Origin of the sequence: Paenibacillus sp. Soil724D2 (assembly GCF_001427935.1) — a bacterium.
In the GTDB taxonomy this organism is placed as follows: Bacteria; Bacillota; Bacilli; order Paenibacillales; family NBRC-103111; genus Paenibacillus_E.
On the sequence record NZ_LMRY01000006.1, the window covers coordinates 69122 to 88886 of the forward strand.

The window sequence follows — 19765 nt, forward strand, 5'->3', positions numbered from 1 at the left end:
CTATTCCTATCCCTAGGTTGATTTATCTCTACTGGGCCGTGTAACCACCGTCGATTAATAGTGAAGCTCCCGTAACCCCTCGTAATTTATCGCTTGCAATTAACATCGCATAGTCAGCAATTTCCTCAACCGCTAAGAGGCGTCTTTGTGGAACCAAAGGGTAAATAACTTCTTCAAGGACACTTTCCAAAGGAACATTGCGCGTTTTCGCCAAGTCCTGCAGCTGTCCTCTAACAAGAGGTGTATCTACATATCCCGGACACAGCGCGTTCACCGTAATGCCGTGAGCAGCACCTTCCAGTGCCGCTACCTTCGTTAAGCCAATCAACCCGTGCTTTGCGCTGTTATAGGCAGCTTTGCCTGCAAATCCAATCACTCCGTTGATCGAAGCCATATTAATGATCCGGCCAAAGCCTTGTTCCTTCATGATCGGGAAAGCATGTTTAATTCCGATAAAAGCGCCTGTCAGCATCACCTTTAGCATGAATTCAAACTTTTCTACAGGGAAATCCTCAATAGGTGCAACATGCTGCAGTCCTGCGTTATTGACGAGAATGTCCAGCCGTTTATAGGTTTGAACTGCGGTTTCAATAGCTTCGACAAATTGCTTCTCATGCGTTACATCACATTTGACCCCTATAGCTTCAAAGCCTTCTTCCTGCAACTGCTCCGCTGCCAGATTCGCTTGCTCACCATTGATGTCGGAAATGACCACCTTGGCTCCTTCTCGAGCATAAGTTCGAGCGATTTCAAGACCAATACCGCTTGCAGCCCCTGTTATCAAGGCAACTTTATTTTCCAAGAACCTAACCATTGCGCATACCTCCATCTTGAACTTAAAAAATCGATAAAATGATCGCGAGCACGAGAACTGTAACTGTTTTGATAACCGTAATTGCAAAAATGTCCTTGTACGATTGTCGATGTGTGAGTCCTGTAATGGCAAGGAGTGTGATGACTGCACCATTATGTGGGAGCGTATCCATACCGCCTGATGCCATCGAAGCAATTCGGTGTAGCAATTCCGGGCTAATCCCTGATGTAGTTGCTGCGGCCAAATATTGCTTACCCATGACTTCCAAGGCGATGGACAGCCCTCCTGATGCGGAGCCTGTAACACCGGCCAATATATTGACAGAAATGGCTTCCGAGATAAGCGGATGAGAACTTAAGCCTAGAATCCAACCTTGAATAGCTTTGAATCCTGGGAGGGTTTTGACAACATTACCGAAGCCTACCTCAGATGCTGTGTTAAAAATAGCAAGCAGCGCTCCCATAGCTGCAGCCGTCAAACCCGCTGCTAATTTACTTTGAACAACGCGTGCATTAATACAGATCGCAGACAGAATACCGATGAGCAAGGCCACGATCAAAGCCCATGAGGACGATACCGTTTTTACGTTGGCAATATTAAACGTTTTCAAAAGCTCAGCTGAATACCAGTTGTTTACCGTTAAGAAACCTCTGCTCAGCAAATAGTTAAATAGCAGGACCAGCACCAATGGGATGATTGACACCCAGAGATTTGGATATTTCTGATTGTCTAGCCCTTCAGGCTCGTTCTTATGTCCTAAACCATAGCCTTCACCAGCAGCTTCTGCTTGTTTGCGTCTACGTTCTAACCAGAACAGCCCCAAGCCAAATACGATAAGACCGCCGATAATACCAAGAATTGGAGCCGCATAAGAATCCGTTCCGAAATAAGTTGTAGGAATAATATTTTGAATTTGAGGTGTTCCTGGCAGCGCATCCATCGTAAACGTAAACGCTCCCAAAGCAATCGTACCGGGAATCAATCTCTTTGGAATATTCGCTTCACGGAAGATCGAAACAGCGAAAGGGTACACTGCAAACGCTACCACAAATAAAGAAACACCGCCGTACGTTAAGATACCGCAAGCAAGAACAACGGAAAGCATCGCCCTTTTGGAGCCCAATGCCTTCACTAGCGATTGCGCAATGGAGGATGCCGCACCGTTCAATTCCATCACTTTACCGAACACAGCTCCCAATAGGAAAATCGGGAAAAAGTTTTTCACATAATTTGCTGCGTTCACCATATACACTTCTGTATAGCTCGGCATTAAAGCAATTCCCGATATCAATACAGCCAGCAAGGTGAAAATAGGTGCAAACACGATGACAGGATAGCCTCTGTAAGCAAAAAACATCAGCAGGCCTAAGGATAACACAATCGCTACAATCTCAATAAACATGTTCTGCTCTCCTTTATCGTCATTTGTAAAGCGCTTCCAACTTGTTTGGTATGAATGAACTGTTTACATTACATTTGGATTAATTTCAGTTTACATGCAGATTCGCAAGAGGTAAAATTCATATTTGGAATGACAATCATGAAAAAATGTTATAGGTCGGGGAGGGATGATCCTTTGGATTTACGCCAGTTAACTTATCTGCTTGAAATTGCAAAACACATGAATTTTACCAAAGCGGCCGAAGCCCTTCACCTCACACAACCTACACTGAGTAAAATGGTGAAAAATATAGAAGAAGAACTAGGCGTTACTTTATTTGATCGTTCAGGTAAATATGTTCAATTGACGGACTCTGGAGATATCGCCATTCAACAGATTCAAGTCATCGTTCAGGCTGTCGAAGATCTTCAACACCTATTAGATGATGTCTCCAACCTAAAAAAAGGAACCATCACCATAGGGTTGCCCCCGGTAGTTGGTTCCGTTTTCTTTACAAGAGTAATCGCAAAGTTCCAAATTAAACATCCAAATATCCATTTCCAACTTGTCGAAGAAGGCGCTAAGAATGTAGAAAGCCTTGTGCAAAACCGCAAGCTTGATCTCGGTGTGGTGGTTGGGCCTGTAGACACGTCTAACTTTGAAACCTTGCCTTTTCTCTTTCAAAAATTAGCGCTCATCATCCATCGTTCCCATCCGCTAGCTGAGCAATCCAGCGTATCTCTTTTGCAGCTTAGAAATGAACCCTTTATCCTATTTCCTAGCGGCTATGCCGTTCGAAACCATGTCATTCATGCCTGTCGATCCATTGGATTTGATCCTTCCGTTGTCTACGAAAGCTCACAATGGGACCTATTGGCTGAAATGGTGGCTTCGAATGCAGGCATTTCTATCATACCCGAGACGATTTGCAGTAAAATCACTTCTCCCGAAGTACTTACGCTGCCTTTAACAGAGCCATCTATTCCCTGGAATTTAGTCATTATTTGGCCTAAGGATCATTACGTCTCTTACGCTATGCGTGAGTTTATTTCGTTTAGCCAAGGGCTGTCGGAGACAGAGAACTGACTCTGCTAACATTCACTTACTGTTGGGGTCTGAGGTCATTCGAAGATGAGTATTACTTAGTTACTTTTACAATCATCTTATCGCTGGATACGGCTCCTGCATGATTGACGAGCTCAGCGCGATACTCATAGGTGCCTATTGGTCTATTTGTTACGGTACCCATTGCAGATTGAGCAGTCGGTGTATTGCTTGTCATTGCTTGTGTATAGATGAGAATACCGTTTTCGTATAAATGATAGGTCGTTCCATTCGTTCCCCACCACATATTCATGTCAACTTTGAAATTCCCGTCGCCATCCCAGTTGTCATTGGAAAGAACCGGTTTAGCTGGTGTTGCCTGAGTAACGATAACGGTCATAATGTCACTTCTCGTTGTGCCAAAAGTATTGGTGAGTTCAGCGTAGTAGCGGTAGGTCCCATTCATCTTGTAGGTAACTGACGTTACGGTAGATTGGGCACTCGGTGAATTATCCGTAAGAATTTGGGTCTCGATGAGCACATCATTTTCATACAGCTTATAGATTCTACCGTTATCTCCCCACCACATATCCATTTTCACCCTGTAATTGCCGTCCTGAATGCCGGTATCATACCCATTGTCATTAGACAGATCAGGTTTTCCCGGCACTCCTTTGCTTTTCGTAATCATGTTGTTTACGGTTGCGGTCGCAGTGCCTTGATTGCCTGCATCATCAACAAATTCAAAAGTAAAACTGCCGTTCATGATGAACGAGTAGCTATTTGACCCTCCGTTGTTCGTGATCGTTATATGCTCGCTTGGCGTAATGGATGCTACTACAATATCATTGGTCGGTATTGTGCTGCTATATGCGACCGATGCAGCCGGCACTGTCATGTCAATATTAATTACACTTGTACGCTGCATCTCCACATTGCCGGCGATGTCTGTCGAACGGTAGCTCAACACATGTTGTCCATCCGCATTCACTGATAAGTGGTTTGTATAAATCTTCCATGTGATTCCTCCGTCCAGACTGTACTCTGTTTTCTCCACACCCGATCCATGATCGGTGGCGGTCAATGTTACCATTACCGGACTTACGTACCAACCATTTTGTCCATCCGGTTGCGCCGGAGACATTGAGGCTGTCGTAACTGGCGCAGCAACATCTGTAATGTCCACGATCGTCATCGAATAAGGCTGCAATTGGATCTGTCCGGCAAAACTTGAGACAGGTGCCTCTGGCAAAGGATTGACCTGAGGTGCGTCCAGCCAGCTCGCATTCGGATTGGTCAGGTAATCCGGCAAAGGATTTTCTCCCCCGTATATCCAATTCGTCTTGAGCGCCGCTCCTGGTACGGATACGTTAACCGGGTTCATCGTGCGGTTGGCAAATACGACCTTCTTAATGCCGCTTGCATCGCCGAATCCCCATGCGCCAACATCCGCGACATTATAATATACATTCGTTGCTATAAAGCGAAGTTTTTCATTTTGAACGTTGCCCTGTGCTAGATTGATCTTGTAGTAACTGCTGTTTGCGTCAAGCAAATCGCCTAATGCTTTAAATACATGAAAATTCGGTAATTTGACGAGATCGCCATTCGATGCCTGCTGCACGATTCCAAACCCCTGAGTATCCACCATCGCGTGAACGTCGGTAATCGTCACTGCGCCTGACTCGATCATTTGTAGTACCCGTTCCATACTGTGGATCGCAAATCCTGGTGTCTTCATGAACTGTTTGCGTGCCTTCTCGTTCAAGTCCGTCTCTCCGAAAATGACCGTCGGAAGCGAGGACCATTCCGTTACCCACATTTCCTTGCCCGGGAATTGATTTTTTTGAATGATGAGCCCTTCCAATGCGCTTTGGTTATACGTATACAAATAATCCATCATCTTGCTGTTCGTCAAATCATTCAGATACGGAATAGGGGAATACACATGGACGATGATCGCATCGTAGAAACTGGCGTCTTGCGCCAGGCTCTGGTTCCAAGCAGCAACCCGTCCCCCCTGCGTTGCTCCCCAGTCGACATTAGGATCTGGCTGATTATTGGGGTCAGCCGCGATCCTGTCTTCAAGGTCTTTCGCGACCGCGACAATACCAACTTTTATGGTTGGGTCGATGTTTTTGATGCCCTGATAAATCAATTTGCATTTTGCAATGTACTCGTTTACCGATAGAAACGCTTTATCAAAGAAAATTGAATATAGCTCATTGCCCATTTCCACATAAATAGGCTGGGTTGTCAGCTGCTTCATCTCCCGAATTTGAGTCAAAATTTCATCAACCGACTGTGAGATGACATTCAAGTCATATACGTACGGCACACCCAAAGTATTAGCCAGATGGTACGAATTCGCAAGGGATAGCCCAGGAAAGCCCGGCTTTAAGCTTACATTTTCAATAGCCCCGATCGTTTTATTTCCGTAAAATTGCTGATAACGCGGATCCTTCGAATTAATAAGGGTACCTTCGTTGTACATGTAGAAATCGGCGCCTGTTCCATCCGGACCACGCACGTTTTGCAGCTTGAGCTCCATGCCGAGATTATCATGGCTTGCAGGTTGAAAGTCGGTCACCCTGCCGATTTTTAAAACTTGTTCGTTATGCCCCCCTAATAGATAGGGCGGCAAGGCATGCTGAGTCGTATCGATCTGGAATTCCGCCGATGAAACGGTTTGACCCGGTATAGGATTCACCGTAACCTGGGTTGTGGCCGAAAATCCGCCGTCTACGGTAGTAACAGTAACCGTCGTCGTCCCAGCGGACAACGCTTTGATGGCTCTGGACTTGCTTGCTCCGCCGATCAAGCTTGCCACGGATGGGTCGCTGATTGACCATACGGCAAACGGGTTATCGGCATCAGTTGGAACGATCGTCGCCGTAAGCTCCTCGGATTCCCCAACATATAGCGAAGTACTGGCCTTATTTAGGGAAACGCCTGTTGGCCGTACATAGACGATAACGTCACTCTTATCTTGATAGGAACCATCATACGTTGCAGCGGTAATAGTAGCCTGCCCCTTTGCGACGGCTGTGACAACACCAGTTTGATCGACTGTTGCTACAGCATGGTTGCTTGAGCTCAATACGACACTTTTGCCAGTTTTATTGGTGATCGGAATAGGCGCGCTATTTCCTCTGGCGTAAGCGGCCAGCTTGGTGCCCATGACTAACTTCGAGCTTTCATGGTTCCAAATTTTAATATCATCAATAGTCGCCTTTAGATTGTAAGTAGTCAACTGCACCTTGCCAAATGAATACGCAACGTTGGAAATGGCTCCCGCAAACGTATAATCAGCATCCGCTGCGCTTTTTACATATACTTGAACCGAATCGTCCAAAGCAGCCAGTTTGATATCGTAATCTATCCCTTGATTAAATGCTGCGGAATAAAAAGACTGCTCCGTACCGCCTGCTTTAATATAGCTTAACCCGGTCCCCCTGATCAGCAGCCGTGTGTAATCGGATTCGCTCACATATCTAAGCTTAATGGAAATGAAGTTTCCGGCCAAATTGTCTCCACGATTAAACCGCATCGAAATCGTCTGATTTCTCCATAGTGCATTCGCCCCTTTGAGTTCAATCAGAGAGGAAGCGGTTGTTGTCGAAGATAAGCGGGAATTATCAACCATCCAAGTCCCCTGTACAGGATTCCATAGATTCATGCCATTGCTGAAATCGTCCTGGAACTGCAATACCCCTATGGAATCCACCGGATCTTTCACATAGATATCGAATTTCACTTGCGACAAATTGTCTGCCGTAGCGGCAGTAATAGTAACTAGTCCTCTGCTTAATCCGGTAACCACACCGTTTCCATCAACAGTTGCCTTCGCCGCATCGCCAGAAGTCCATATAACCGAATTTCCAGTCGCATTTATTAATTGCAAATTGGATTGACTTCCCACGTTCAAAGAAGACAATATGTTTCCGTTAGCCATAAAAGCCAAATCGCGCAAATTAACAACGCTTACATTATCGAGCTGCACTTTATCGTTGAAGGTTGAAAATCTGACCTTTCCGCTTTGAACGGGTATACCCGTAATCGTTCCTACACTCGTATAATTGGTTTCCGATTCAGTTTTTGCATATACGGTTACCGTGCTTCCCGATATATTCATCTTGATGTCGTAGTTACTGCCAACGGTAAATTTATAGCCGGAAAGGGACACCTCGCTAGACCCATTAATGGTATAACTTAACCCATTAGGCCGGATCATCAAGCTCAAATTGCTGGTATTGCTACTGTACCTCGTATATACTCTTGTAAATCCACCTCCTGGCGTTTCCAAGATTTTCAGCCTAAAATCAACGATTTGATCCTGCCAAACCGAATTCGTCCCTTTCATCTCAATATTGTTCGAGCTGGATGATGTAACGCGAAGTGCGCCGTTATCGACGACCCATGACCCGTTAATTCCATTCCACAGTGACATCCCTGCACTGAAATCATCCTGGAATTGAAGGACGCCTGTACTTCCGGCGGCAAATCCTTTAGGTAGCGGGAGTAACAACGAAATTAGAAGAGTACATAAAATGAGCCCCGACATTATCTTTTTATACATCATGCATCCACCCTTTCTTCATTATATAATTCAATAATGTAAGCGTTTCACTTTCAATCTAAAAAGAAAACAACAAGGTTGTTCCGTGCCGACTTGAACACAGAGCAGCCTTGCTGCCCCCTCCTACCAACTGCTTATTCCACAATCTCACATCGTAATTCATTGCCCCCCAAACGAATCGTTTGGTTTTGGAAAGAAATAAGCTTCTCCTCAGCGGAATCATTCCAGAATACGAAGAGTCTTCTCGCATGATGAACGTATTCCGTTTTGATGATTCCTTCAGGCAGCTCCATGTCGGTATCCAATGAAAAGGTGCCGTGATAGAAAAATTCAGAGTAGCGATCGCGTAAGGCGATCAGTTCCTTAACGTGGCTCGCATAGGCCGGAGCCGCAGTCACTGTTGCCCGAGAGCGGTAAATAGCAATGTCAAAGCGGTATCCATACACAAAAGCGAAGTGAAGCTGCTGTTTAAAATCGCTTCTCTCATCATGCATGTAGCGATTGGACATAATCGTCTCGGGGAACGTTTGCCGATAAAGCTCAGGGAACGACTCTTCGTCTTTAAAACTCGCGTATTGGCAACTATGATGGAAATCTAGGAGAGGCGCATAGCAGTCGACAACGAATTCAGAGCCGAAAGCTTTATCCCCTGTGCATAATTCACGCATTTGCTGCAAATTGCGCCGCCGATAAACCGTCTCGTTATCCCCCCGGTTTCCATGATCATGCGAAGCATCGAAACAGAGATGTGGAAAATGTCCAGCGATCTGATCGTAGAAAATGGAGTCCGGGTTGTAGCTTAGTTTTTGTTGACCGATCTGGGTAAGATGCTTATTCCATTCATCGGTCGCCTGACAGGCAGACACAAAGCTTTTGTAGCCAAAATTGCGCAGCAGCATGCCGTCATTGTTGAATTTATAATGCTCCCTGTACTCCATGCCATCAATATTTTTGCGGCAAATCCGATGTCCGGTTTCCTTGTAATAGTCTGATTTTACATCGATCAATACGCCATTTGTGTAAAGCGCAACACGTCCCCCCCGACGCTGCACTTCCGCAATCGCTGCTTTAAACCCTTCTTCTCCGCCAAGAGCAGGATCAGGTTCATAAACCGGATAACCGTTATCGAAGCCGCCTTTCCACCAACCGAAGAGCAGAATCATTTCCACCCCGACTGCCTTACCTTCCTCGTAGACTCGGGGTAAATCTTCATAACGGAAGTAAATTTTGCCGAACTGATGCTTCATAATGATTCGCTGCCAACCCGGGAGCTTCTGTACCCAATCGGGTTTCTGCGGTTCACTAAACCAACCGTCCGCCCATTGCCGGTAAATGGCCGAGCCTTGCCGCCAATCCCCGGGAACGAAGGCGACTACAGAGGTCGGGGAGGAAACTTCTTCTCCTCCTTGCACCAAAGGAAACTGAGAAACGGCTAGAACGAGTCGCGGATCGCTGTTGCGCGGGCCTATTCCTGCGGCCAACACACACGTAGTGAAGTTGTCATCATGCCTTCCTACATAAAGGAAATGCGAACCGCTCTGCACACCGAACCAAGCCATACTGCCGAAACTCGGATAGGTCATGTCGAGCCAAATCTCATGGTCATCACTGGACATGTATTCAGTATGAGCCTTGTCAATTGCCGTCCAAGGATCTGCAAGTCGGTGTCCATGCCCCTGACTGCGGTACAGGACATCGCGAGAACGCTGTTCATCTGCAACGACTGATACATCTACGAACGGAAGTTTGACCTCATTAACCCTTACTTCGCTCTGATTGGTTACCTTGTATGAGAAGTGAAATTGCTCTCCTTCTACGAGGACCTGCACCCGAAACAATACGGGATAGGTATTCCCGTCCTCTGCTTCGAGCTGATTGTATTGGACAGCCAATCCACCCTCAATTTCGGTTACCGTCCCGCTCTGAAGACTTGAACGAACGGACATGTCGCGAAACTCGCCGTCATCCAGTTGAATTCTCCAGAAATCCGCTCCTGCACTCTCTTGTAATAGAAGTCCCTCCGCCGACCATCGTACGGATCGTCCCTGCGGATCTACAGCAAACTGTAATTGTCCTGCCTTAAGTGAAAAAGTCATTTTCCCAATCTGTCCTTTCCTTATCGTAAATAAAGACCGCCGTTCACATCCAGAATAATTCCGGTAATGTACCTAGCCTCATCGCTGGCTAGGAATACCGCCGCAGCCGCAACGTCTTCAAGCTTCCCTAAGCCTAAGGGGACGGATTCCGTTAAACTCTTTACCTTCTCATCCCCATGCGTTTGAAGCAATAATTCGGTTTCGATGATGCCCGGAGCGATCGCGTTAACGGTAATGCCATAAGGAGCGGCCGTGCGAGCGAGCGTTTTTGTGAAGCCGATCTGTCCACTTTTACTAGCAGCGTAGTGAACATGGCCATACAAGGCACCCTGATGTCCAACGACCGAACTGATGGAAATAATCCTTCCGCTTTTTTGCGGCATCATGATGTCCATTGCATACTTCGAGCATAAAAAGGTGCTCGTCAAGTTGTTGTTGATGATTTCATTCCAACTTTGCAGCGACGTTTCGCCTATCGTTTCCGCCCTGGAAGTGCCGGCATTGTTGACCAATATATCGAGGCGTCCATACTTCTCTACCGCCACATGAAACAATCTCTGGACATCCTCTTCTTGGCTGACATTAGCTTGAATCGCAATGGCATCCCGCCCCATCGCCTTGACCTGCTCAACAAGTTGAAGTGCGCTTTCCGTGATCTCCAGAGCGTTAATAATCACATTAGCTCCCGCTTCAGCCATTCCTAAGATCATCCCGCGTCCGAGACCTTGCGATGACCCCGTTACCATGACCACTTTGCCAGATAAATCAAACATAACGATGCTTCACCTCGGTTTCTAAAATGATTTAAAAGTAATGCTCGGCAGCCGGTGGTCGAATTTGAATAAGTTGCCCGTTATAATGCCTTAAATCGCGCGGGACAAAAGGATATTTAATGGCTGAGTCTTCATACAGTTCAATGCCTAACCCCGGTTTATCCGGGATTGTCATGTAGCCATCCTCGAAATGCAGCTGTTCGTCCGTTATCTCTTTGCGCCAAGGCACATCACTTGCCATAATTTCCAGATAGAAAAAGTTAGGCGTGCAGGCAGCCAATTGAAGTGTAGCTGCGTTAGCTACGGGGCCGCTTGGATTGTGCGGGGCGAATGGAATATAGTTCGCTTCCGCCATTGCTGCAATTTTGCGGCATTCCATAATGCCGCCAGCATGGCTGATATCCGGTTGCACATAGTCCAGCGCTCTTCTTTTGAACACCTCGCTGAATCCTTGTCGCGTAAACAATCGTTCTCCGCCTGCGATAGCCACCGGAGATTTCCGTCTTACATCTACCATGGCATCCAAGTTATCTGGTGGAACTGGTTCTTCAAACCACACTGGCCTGAAAGCTTCAATCTCCTTAGCAATCTTGATCGCTGTAGGTACATTAAAACGGCCATGCCCTTCAATGAACAGATCCATATCATAACCGACAGCATCTCTCACAACGCCAATGCATGCGAGAGCCTTATCCATTTCCTCATTCGAGAGGGTCATGTACGCTTTGCCGAACGGATCCCACTTGAGCCCTTTGAATCCTCGCTCCATCGCTTCCTTGGCTTTTACACCAAAATCCTCTACGCAAGTGGCGCCGGCAAACCATCCATTGGCATACACCTTCACCTTATCGTGAACCTTGCCCCCAAGCAGCCTGTGAACCGGAACGCCCAGTGATTTACCGTTAATGTCCCACAATGCCATTTCCACTGCACTAAGCGCAGACATCAGAACGGCTCCGCCCCGCCAGTAGGCATCACGATATATATTGTGATAGTGCGCTTCGATATCAAGCGGGCTTTTACCGATTAGGTAACGTTTTATATCTTCTATTGCCCCAGTTACAGCATTCTCTTTATACTCCAGCGTTGCTTCGCCAACCCCTGAAATACCTTCATCTGTGTAAATTTTGACGAATACGAAGTTTGTCCGGTAACAATCGACGACAAACGTATTCACGCCAGTAATTTTCATCTCCACACCCCTAAGAAACATGTCATATTTATTTTTAGTTTAAAATCATCACGAGATTCTTTGGATCTCGTAATGATTTGCATTCACTCTATTTCTTGTTTGGATGGTCCTTTTTATAAATTTCTGTAGCTTGCTCTATCCACTTTTGACCGCTCACGGATTGAATCGCCGCCCCTTGCACTCGATAGATAACACCCCCCAGAGCTGTTTGCTATGCAAAGTGATCTGGGGGGTGCGAAAGATAAGCTTTTCACCGAAGTATAGTTCCGGTACGTTAATCGCTGCTATCAGCCGTTACTTCAGCGGCTTGAAGTCCGGCTGCAGATACTTGTTTAAATCCACCGTTTTCGCTTCCACATTGGCAGCCGTCAGTTTGTTGAACGCATCTCCCAGCTCTTGCAGTCCCTTCTCAATTTCCGGAAGCTCCTTGCCCCTGATAAACAGCTCCGACATGACGTCATTTACAACGGCCGCTTTTTTGACATCGATTGAGCCCACTTTAAGCGGAGGGTTTAAAACGGAATAATCCAGCAGTGGCGCCACCGGATAATTCGTTGACTTCCCGTTGATGACAAAACCTGCTGATCCCTTGCGATCCACTGGTTGAATCGATTTTTCCTGAGCGGCAAGGTTTGTAAAGGAACCGAGACCCTTTTTGGCCAGCGTCACAAACATTTCATCGGAGATCATGAATTCCCATACCTTCTTTGCTTCTTTAAGATGCTCCGTTTTTTTGTTGATGCTGAATCCGCCCGCTGTCTCGTAGCCAGGCCCCCCCAGAACTTTCCCTGCCCAAGTAGGGAAGTCTGCCACGGCCCAGTCGATTTTTGCTGGAAACTGATCGTTGAATACCCCGATATCCCAGGTTGCGGCGGACAGCATGCCGATATTGCCCTCGGAAAACTGGGCGCGGATCATATCGTTGTCATAATTGCCTACGCCAGGAAAGACGCTGCCTTCCTTATTCACATCAATCCACCACTTCACATATTTAGCAAAAGGCGAAAAGTCATATTTTCCAGTTACGGCATTCCAGCCATCCCTGCCATAAATGTCTCCCGAAACAACTGCCGGATAAGTCACATAATACCGCCAGAATGCCGACTGCTTGATCGGCAGACCGAGACCGAACTTCTTGCCGCCTCCACTGGCTGTTATCTGTTTCGCATATTGCTGCATTTCCTGCCAGGTCGTTGGAGGTTTCTCTGGATCAAGTCCGGATGCTTTGAACAAATCCTTATTGTAAACTAATTTAAAAGTGGTGACGTTTTCAAAGACACGGTCCAGTTCACCATTCTTGGAGGTTGGTGGAGCTGTAAGAGCGGATTTATCAAAGCGTTTGCGAATTTCCGGTGTGATCAAGGGATTCAAATCCAGTGGATAATCCGCAGTGGACAGATCGGGCGTATAATAAGCAATATCCGGAAGTTTACCCGCATTCAGCGCAAGCTTCAACTGCTCGTTATAGTTGTCCGAGTAAACCTTATAGTCAATCTGGATATTGTCAGGATTCGTTTCATTGAACTTTTTGATTAAGCCCTCACGAACCTCAAGATCATGCCGCGTGTTGGTCCAAACCTTGATCGTCACTTTTTCCTTAGGCTTTTCTTTCTCTACCCCCGCGGTGCTGCTGGCAACCTTGCCATTGTTTGTACCTGACGAGCACCCGGCAGACAAAGCCAGCGCTACGGCAGCTATCGTAATCAAACTGCGGCTTCCCCATTTACTTCTACTCAATTGCTTCAACCCCTCATCTTGATTTGAATTACACCCTCATTATAGAAAGGAATCCACCCGCAGTTAACCCCTCAAAACTCGTATTTACTGACAAACCAGCCACGATTATGGAAGCCTTTCCACAAAGGGAAGCAGCAGCTCAAAGCATTTTCCCTGCTCCAACTTCTTCATCCGCAGGCCACTATCTTCACCAAAATAGAGTCGGATCCGCTCATGAACATTACGGATGCCAAAGGAGTCCGGATCGGGAACCTGCTCGCTGAGGAGCCGCTGTACCCGCTCCTCGTCCAGAACTTGTCCATCATCAAAGACACTAATACAAAAAGCACCCTCTGCTACGCGCCAGCCTTCAACCTTGATAAGACTTCCACCCGCCTGGCGGCTCATTCCGTACATGATGGCGTTCTCCACCAGCGGCTGAAGCGAGATTTTCACAATCTCCTGCTGCATGAATTCCTCAGGGATCTGGATGGTAATCGTAAACTGCCCCTTGTAGCGGATTTGCTGCATGCCAATATAGTTATTCAGGTGCCTTAGCTCCTGCTCAACGGTCACGACATCGATCTGATCCAGGCCTCCTCGAAGAAAGCCGCTTAGATATTCAATCATATTAGTAAGCTCCCGATCCTTGTGCTCCAGCGCTTTCCACTGGATAGTATCCAGGCTGTTGTAGAGAAAATGCGGGTTAATCTGATACTGCAACAGCCTCAGTCGGTACTCCTTCTTCAGTACCTGCTCCTGACGGATTTCCATTAACAGTTCACGAATCCCGTCATAGAGGACGCCGATTTCATCCGCCCGCACCAAAGGCGGGATGTGCATGTTGGCCCCCTCGCTTTTCTTTCGGACAACCAGCGAGGCCAACCGTTCAATCGGCCGGGAGAAATTCCGTGCCAGCCTGATGGAGAGCAGCGTCATACCCAACAGCAATAGCCCCACCAGGCCGATGGTCCATTGATATACCTTATAGAGCGGCAGCAGCACTTGATGCCGTGGTACAATGCCGAGCAGCATCCATTCCGCCCCAATCGTTCGTATGGAAAAATAGTTATCCCCTTCTGTAAAGCTGTATTCCGACTTGTCCATACTCTTCTCTTCAGGAAGATGAAGGATTCTCGACTGGAGATCCGCATTCTCCACCGTTCCCGGAGAACGGATTAATCTTCCACTCCCGGCATCAACAATAAGATATTGGCTTTGGCCAAGATGCTGCGGCCCTTCCAGCATTGCACTCATGGAGCTGTACGGGATGGTAATCAGCAGACAACCGTGCAATTGCTGAGCGGCAACACTTCCTAAAGGAACGACCCAGGTGAATTCCCCCGCTGTTTTATCGTCAGACAGCCAGTAAACGTGTTCAAGTGTTCGTTTATCCAGGGAAAAACTCTCAATACGTGCGGGATCATTTTTTACAGGAAGGCCGTAGCTGGAAAGATAGTGATTTCGAGGCAAGAGAAAGGAAACGCGAAAGTCCGCGTTAATATACTTGATATTGGTCAGGTACTGTGATAGCCGGTTGGCCACCTCTACCTGCCTGAGAATAGGAGCTTGCGGATTTGCAAAAGCTTGCATCAGCTCTTCATCCTGAAGAAACAGCCCCTCTGCTGTTTGGAATTCCTGATATAGCTGCCCTAGAGGGGCAGCTGTGCGGGACAGGATCAAGTCCGCGCTTTCTTCCAATTGCCGGGTAAATAAATTGGAGGTCACAAGGATATTAACAAGGCCGACAACCAGAAGTGGGAGGAGCGCCAATGCGATCATAAGCAAGAACAGCTTTTGGTGAAACCGACGGAAAGGCGGGCGGCGTTTCTTCATACTAGAGCCCCCCGATACTCCGAGGGTGTCATGCCATATTCCCTTTTGAACAACTTCACAAAATGCTCTACCTTGTTGTACCCGACTTTATAGGACACCTCATAAACCTTAAGCGTGGGATCTTTCAGCAGCCTAATGGCTGCGCCCATGCGGGCCCGAAGCAGGTGTACACGGAAAGTGACTCCCGTTTGCTGCTTGAACAGCTCACTTAAGTAAACCGGGGAAAGGCCTAAATCCTCGGCAATGGTGGTCAATTGGAGATCCTGTTCGTATTCCCTGCCAATCCGCTCCAGGGCAAGACGAATCAACCGATGAAGGCCTTTGCCATGCCGCTGACGGAGCAAATGATGGATCTCATGGGTAAAGAAATACAGAAGTTCCTTGATTTTCGAATGACCGGAGATGCGCATCCTTAAGTCATCTGTACTCGGCAAAAGTCCTTCACCCTGGGCCCCAGCATGCTCCCGGATCGTGGACAGCCATTCAAAGCACCAACGCTGAGCCGCATTCAGATCCCATTCCACAAAGGCAGGAGCCAGTTGGTTGAGCCACTCTATCACTCGGTCTGTATCCCCCTGCAGCATCCACCCGATGAGCTCCGCCATAGGCTTCGTCCATTGCACATAGGCCATTTCGTCTCGAGACGGCAAAAGAAAGCGAACCGGCTCCTCCGGATTCGCTCCCATATATTCCATCATTTTCTCTGTTTCCCAAAATAATCTCGACAGTTGGAGCGGACTTTGTCCAGGCTCTGAAATCATAATGTGTACTTTCTTTTTGGTGAATCGGTCTATACAATCGTATAATCGCCAGGCAAAGACAAGGAGCTCCTCTTGGGAGCTGATGCCTCCCGTAACCAGCAGCCATTTACCGAAGGAAAGGCGAATCGGGCAAATAGCCTCGTATTCGGCTATAAGCTCGAACATGACATTCTGCACGGCAAACTGGTCAATCTTAGCAGTCTCTATATGACCGTGTTGGTCAGCCCCATCCAACGTAATCAGGTGCAGTCTCAACTCGCCATCTAGCAGCCATTTCAGCCCTACCTGAACACACTCCTCTTTCCACTCATAGCCAGGCTGATCTCCTAATATGAGCTCTTGAATATACTGGGAGCGGATGGATTCCTCGTAATAGCGATTGCGGCGGTCACGTTCTCTTAGCACCTTCAGTTGCTCCAGCCTATCCACCTGCTTAAGAAGAACCTGCAGTAATTCTTCAGGCTTCGTCGGCTTGAGAAGATAATCCGTTACACCCAACTGGAGTGCTCTGCGGGCATAATCGAATTCACTGTAAGCACTGAGAATGATAAACTGGGTATTCGGCCGATAGGCCTCAGCCCGGGCTATCATCTCTAGTCCTGTCATGTCCGGCATTCTGATGTCCGTAATGACAATATCCGGAGAAACGGCCCGGATTTTCTCCAGGGCACTCTCTCCATCCTCTGCTACACTGGCAACCACGAGATCGTATTCTTCCCAAGGAATAATTGTGACTAGTCTTTCCCGAATAAAATGCTCATCATCCACAATCAACACTTTATACATGCTGCATCCTCCGATCTGTCAACCTTTCACAGCACCTTGCGCAAGTCCACCTACAATTTGCCGGTTTAAAACAATAAATACGACAAGTACGGGAATAACCGAAATCATCGAGCCCGCCAGCAACAAGTTCCAGGCTGCTGCTCCAGAACCCATATTCCGCAGTTCAACCACACCTACAGTCAGTGTTTTGGTATCCGGATTACCGATACTCATGACTAATGGGAAAATATAAGTGTTCCATTCCGCAATAAATTCCAACAGGAAAAAAGTAGCGGTAATCGGAGCCATCAACGGCAGTGTCAGTCGATAAAAACGCTTGAAATAGGATGCCCCATCAACAATTGCCGCCTCATCCATCTCCTTGCCGAGCGATTTAACGAAGCCTTCGTACAGGAAAACACTAGCCCCCAAACCATACAAGGCAGCAAGTGGGATCGTAAAAATACTGTTCGTCAATCCCCAATCCACGGCGAGCTTGAACTTTGGAAACAAAGTCATTGGACCTAGGCTGACGAACATCACCCCGATAACCAACAGAGAGAGTAGTCGTTTTCCAGGGAATTGGGTTCTGGCAAAAACATACCCAGACATCGCCCCCATAAACACACTCAGCCCAGAGCTAACCGTAGCAAAAACCACCGAGTTATAGAAATACAGGGAGAAATTCAGCTCTTCCCATACCTCCGAATAGTTGGAGAATATCCACTTCCGAGGTAGCAAGCCGCCACCTGTAATCAGTTCCTGATTGGATTTGAAGGAATAAAACAAGACGTAAAGCACCGGAATCAATGTTAGGATGGCGACGACAGACAAAATTACATACTTTAACCACTTTAACAGATGTTTCACTTTGCTGTCCTCCTTAATTATGATAATCCATTTTCTTAGTCAACTTGAAGTAGCCTATCGATATCACGACCAGGATAAGTGCGGTAAACACCGCCACCGTTGCTCCGTAGCCATAATTGGTGCCTGCATCTCCTCCGAAAAACTGATGAAAAATATACAAGAAGGTCAGCTCGGTAGCATAGTTCGGTCCACCATCAGTAAGGACGAGAAAGGGGCCCATCGACTTGAGTGTCCCTAGAATAGACAGGAACAAAATCATCTGCAGAATCCGCCCCATCATTGGAAGGGAGATATAACGCACCCTGGTCCACCCCGTAGCTCCGTCGATATCAGCGCTTTCATAGACATCCTTCGGAATGCTGGTCAGACCTACAAGTAAAAGCAGCATATTGATCCCGAAATTCTGCCAGGCGTCTAAAAGCATCCCGCTAACAAAAGCTGTCCACCCGCCTGACAGGAAGGCAATGGGTTGATCGATCAGGTTTAAGGCGAGCAGCAGCTGATTAAGCCCCCCGTTGTAAGGGTTCAGCAGGATATAAACCACCAAGGCCATCGTTGAGGCCGGCAGAATGTAAGGCATAACAAACATGGCCCGAAACACATTTTTTCCTTTCATTTGCGAACTGAGGAACAGAGCCAGCATAAAGGCCAGAGGAAGCTCAAGGATGATTTTCAGGGAGAAAAGAGCCTGCTTCCAGAGGCTAGACCAGTAAATTTGATCATCCATCAGTCCTCGGAAATTTGCCAGCCCCGTAAACCGCTCCGGCCTAACTCCATCATAGTAATAAAAAACGTATTTAACCGCCCAAGCAATCGGGTATAAGGAAAAAATAACAAAGCAGCAAACAGGAATCAGCAGCATGAGGTACGCGGCGCCATACTTTCTCCAAAAGAGTCGAAAGGGGTTTAGGGCTCTCACACTTACAGCCGGAGTGATGTCAGACTTTACGGATAAATCAGTCATCCCTTCCGACCTCCTTTATTCCATCTGCTGGCAGAAGGCCTCGTAGCCCCAACGAGGAAATCCAATGCTTCACGCTAGTATTCATGGGTATTGCCCCCTTCTTTGTATTGGTAACGCCATTATAGCACCACCCTTTTCGACAATCCCCCCCTTAAACTTTATATATATTGCACATAACTGGAGAAATTCTGGACCCGGATTCATGCTCCTGCCAAATAACCCCACAAAGCGGAGTCTTTGCGTGGAAATGCGGGTAAGAGAAATCACCAGCAGTGTCTTGGTTGCCTGGTGATTGGTTAGGTTAACTGATATAGTCCTCTCCTCTCAAAATCACTGCTGTGAATTTCTGAGCGCCGGGTATTTCTATATGCTCTCAAGAAAGCGGTCGGCATCACGCCGACGCAATATCGACAAAAACAACCTCCCAAAGGCTAGACGGCCCGCGAGAGGTTGTTTTGTCAAGATTCTAATAAAGGTATCGATTTCGGATTGGCGTAATACGTCACACTTTGATACGGAAGCTACTTTGGAATAATACGCGATCGACAAGTCATCCCGATATTCCCCGAGCAATATTCGCGAGATAAAATCCTCTTGGACGACAGGAAGAATTCCTCTAAATGACGATCCCGATCTTGCCGTTATCGACCTGAACCTTATAGCTTCTCGTTCGAACTTTCTCGTCAAAGATCGATTTCCCAGTCTTGATCTCGAATTCCCAGCCATGCCAAGGACAACGCACCAGCTCGCCATTGCGGCCGAATTCGTATTCGTATACCTTGGACGGCAGCGTTGTTCCGCAAACCGGACCTTTGCACAACGGAGCGCCTTCATGCGGACACCTGTTATGCAGCGCGTAATATTCGCCTCCTACGCAGTAGATTCCGATAGACCGGCCCTCGACATCCACGATCTTGCTCTGGCCTTCCCGAATATCATCCGCTTCAGCTACATAATGGATTGCCATTGTTCAT

General features: G+C 47.2%; 13 protein-coding genes. 1 reads left to right on the forward strand and 12 read right to left on the reverse strand.

All coding sequences use genetic code 11. The annotated features are described in order from the left end of the window. Positions 1-28: 28 nt before the first annotated feature. A complete protein-coding gene (locus ASG85_RS07710) occupies positions 29-814 on the reverse strand; it encodes a 3-hydroxybutyrate dehydrogenase (RefSeq protein WP_060645864.1) in 786 nt (261 codons plus the stop codon). A 22-nt stretch (positions 815-836) separates the two neighbouring features. Beyond that, positions 837-2216 (reverse strand): GntP family permease, encoded by a 1380-nt coding sequence (locus ASG85_RS07715; RefSeq protein WP_060645865.1) that lies wholly within the window; start codon positions 2214-2216, stop codon positions 837-839. A gap of 174 nt (positions 2217-2390) precedes the next feature. Between ASG85_RS07715 and ASG85_RS07720 the strand changes: the two genes are divergently transcribed. Next, complete coding sequence (locus ASG85_RS07720) at positions 2391-3281, forward strand: LysR family transcriptional regulator (RefSeq protein ID WP_060645866.1); 891 nt, start codon at positions 2391-2393, stop codon at positions 3279-3281. A 52-nt stretch (positions 3282-3333) separates the two neighbouring features. Here the strand turns inward: ASG85_RS07720 and ASG85_RS07725 are convergent, their stop codons facing one another. From ASG85_RS07725 to ASG85_RS07770, 10 genes are all read right to left on the reverse strand, one after another. Beyond that, a complete protein-coding gene (locus tag ASG85_RS07725; protein WP_082588004.1) occupies positions 3334-7821 on the reverse strand; it encodes an Ig-like domain-containing protein in 4488 nt (1495 codons plus the stop codon). Positions 7822-7952: 131 nt separating this feature from the next. Beyond that, positions 7953-9914: a DUF6259 domain-containing protein gene (locus ASG85_RS07730; RefSeq protein WP_057302474.1), complete on the reverse strand. Its 1962-nt coding sequence runs from the start codon at positions 9912-9914 to the stop codon at positions 7953-7955. A gap of 20 nt (positions 9915-9934) precedes the next feature. Next, a complete protein-coding gene (locus ASG85_RS07735) occupies positions 9935-10687 on the reverse strand; it encodes an SDR family NAD(P)-dependent oxidoreductase (protein ID WP_057302473.1) in 753 nt (250 codons plus the stop codon). Positions 10688-10718: 31 nt separating this feature from the next. Beyond that, complete coding sequence (dgoD, locus tag ASG85_RS07740) at positions 10719-11879, reverse strand: galactonate dehydratase (RefSeq protein WP_060645868.1); 1161 nt, start codon at positions 11877-11879, stop codon at positions 10719-10721. Between the two features lie 294 nt (positions 11880-12173). After that, entirely contained in the window at positions 12174-13616 is a 1443-nt protein-coding gene (locus ASG85_RS07745) for an ABC transporter substrate-binding protein (protein ID WP_060645869.1), read from the reverse strand. A gap of 105 nt (positions 13617-13721) precedes the next feature. Further along, entirely contained in the window at positions 13722-15431 is a 1710-nt protein-coding gene (locus ASG85_RS07750) for a sensor histidine kinase (protein ID WP_060645870.1), read from the reverse strand. Continuing rightward, complete coding sequence (locus ASG85_RS07755) at positions 15428-16978, reverse strand: response regulator transcription factor (RefSeq protein ID WP_057302469.1); 1551 nt, start codon at positions 16976-16978, stop codon at positions 15428-15430. The genes ASG85_RS07750 and ASG85_RS07755 overlap by 4 nt, the downstream gene beginning before the upstream one ends. Before the next feature lie 18 nt (positions 16979-16996). Next, positions 16997-17827 (reverse strand): carbohydrate ABC transporter permease, encoded by an 831-nt coding sequence (locus ASG85_RS07760; protein ID WP_056608742.1) that lies wholly within the window; start codon positions 17825-17827, stop codon positions 16997-16999. 13 nt (positions 17828-17840) lie between these two features. Continuing rightward, on the reverse strand, positions 17841-18791 hold the full coding sequence (locus tag ASG85_RS07765; protein WP_057302468.1) for a carbohydrate ABC transporter permease: 951 nt from the start codon (positions 18789-18791) through the stop codon (positions 17841-17843). A gap of 616 nt (positions 18792-19407) precedes the next feature. Further along, entirely contained in the window at positions 19408-19758 is a 351-nt protein-coding gene (locus tag ASG85_RS07770) for a Rieske (2Fe-2S) protein (RefSeq protein ID WP_057302467.1), read from the reverse strand. Between the last annotated feature and the right edge of the window lie 7 nt (positions 19759-19765).

Coding starts and splice junctions, on each gene's coding strand:
- ASG85_RS07735 (WP_057302473.1), bottom strand. CDS start 10,687: ATGTTTGATTTATCTGGCAAAGTGGTCATGGTAACGGGGTCATCGCAA.
- ASG85_RS07730 (WP_057302474.1), bottom strand. CDS start 9,914: ATGACTTTTTCACTTAAGGCAGGACAATTACAGTTTGCTGTAGATCCG.
- ASG85_RS07725 (WP_082588004.1), bottom strand. CDS start 7,821: ATGATGTATAAAAAGATAATGTCGGGGCTCATTTTATGTACTCTTCTA.
- dgoD (WP_060645868.1), bottom strand. CDS start 11,879: ATGAAAATTACTGGCGTGAATACGTTTGTCGTCGATTGTTACCGGACA.
- ASG85_RS07770 (WP_057302467.1), bottom strand. CDS start 19,758: ATGGCAATCCATTATGTAGCTGAAGCGGATGATATTCGGGAAGGCCAG.
- ASG85_RS07755 (WP_057302469.1), bottom strand. CDS start 16,978: ATGTATAAAGTGTTGATTGTGGATGATGAGCATTTTATTCGGGAAAGA.
- ASG85_RS07710 (WP_060645864.1), bottom strand. CDS start 814: ATGGTTAGGTTCTTGGAAAATAAAGTTGCCTTGATAACAGGGGCTGCA.
- ASG85_RS07715 (WP_060645865.1), bottom strand. CDS start 2,216: ATGTTTATTGAGATTGTAGCGATTGTGTTATCCTTAGGCCTGCTGATG.
- ASG85_RS07765 (WP_057302468.1), bottom strand. CDS start 18,791: ATGACTGATTTATCCGTAAAGTCTGACATCACTCCGGCTGTAAGTGTG.
- ASG85_RS07750 (WP_060645870.1), bottom strand. CDS start 15,431: ATGAAGAAACGCCGCCCGCCTTTCCGTCGGTTTCACCAAAAGCTGTTC.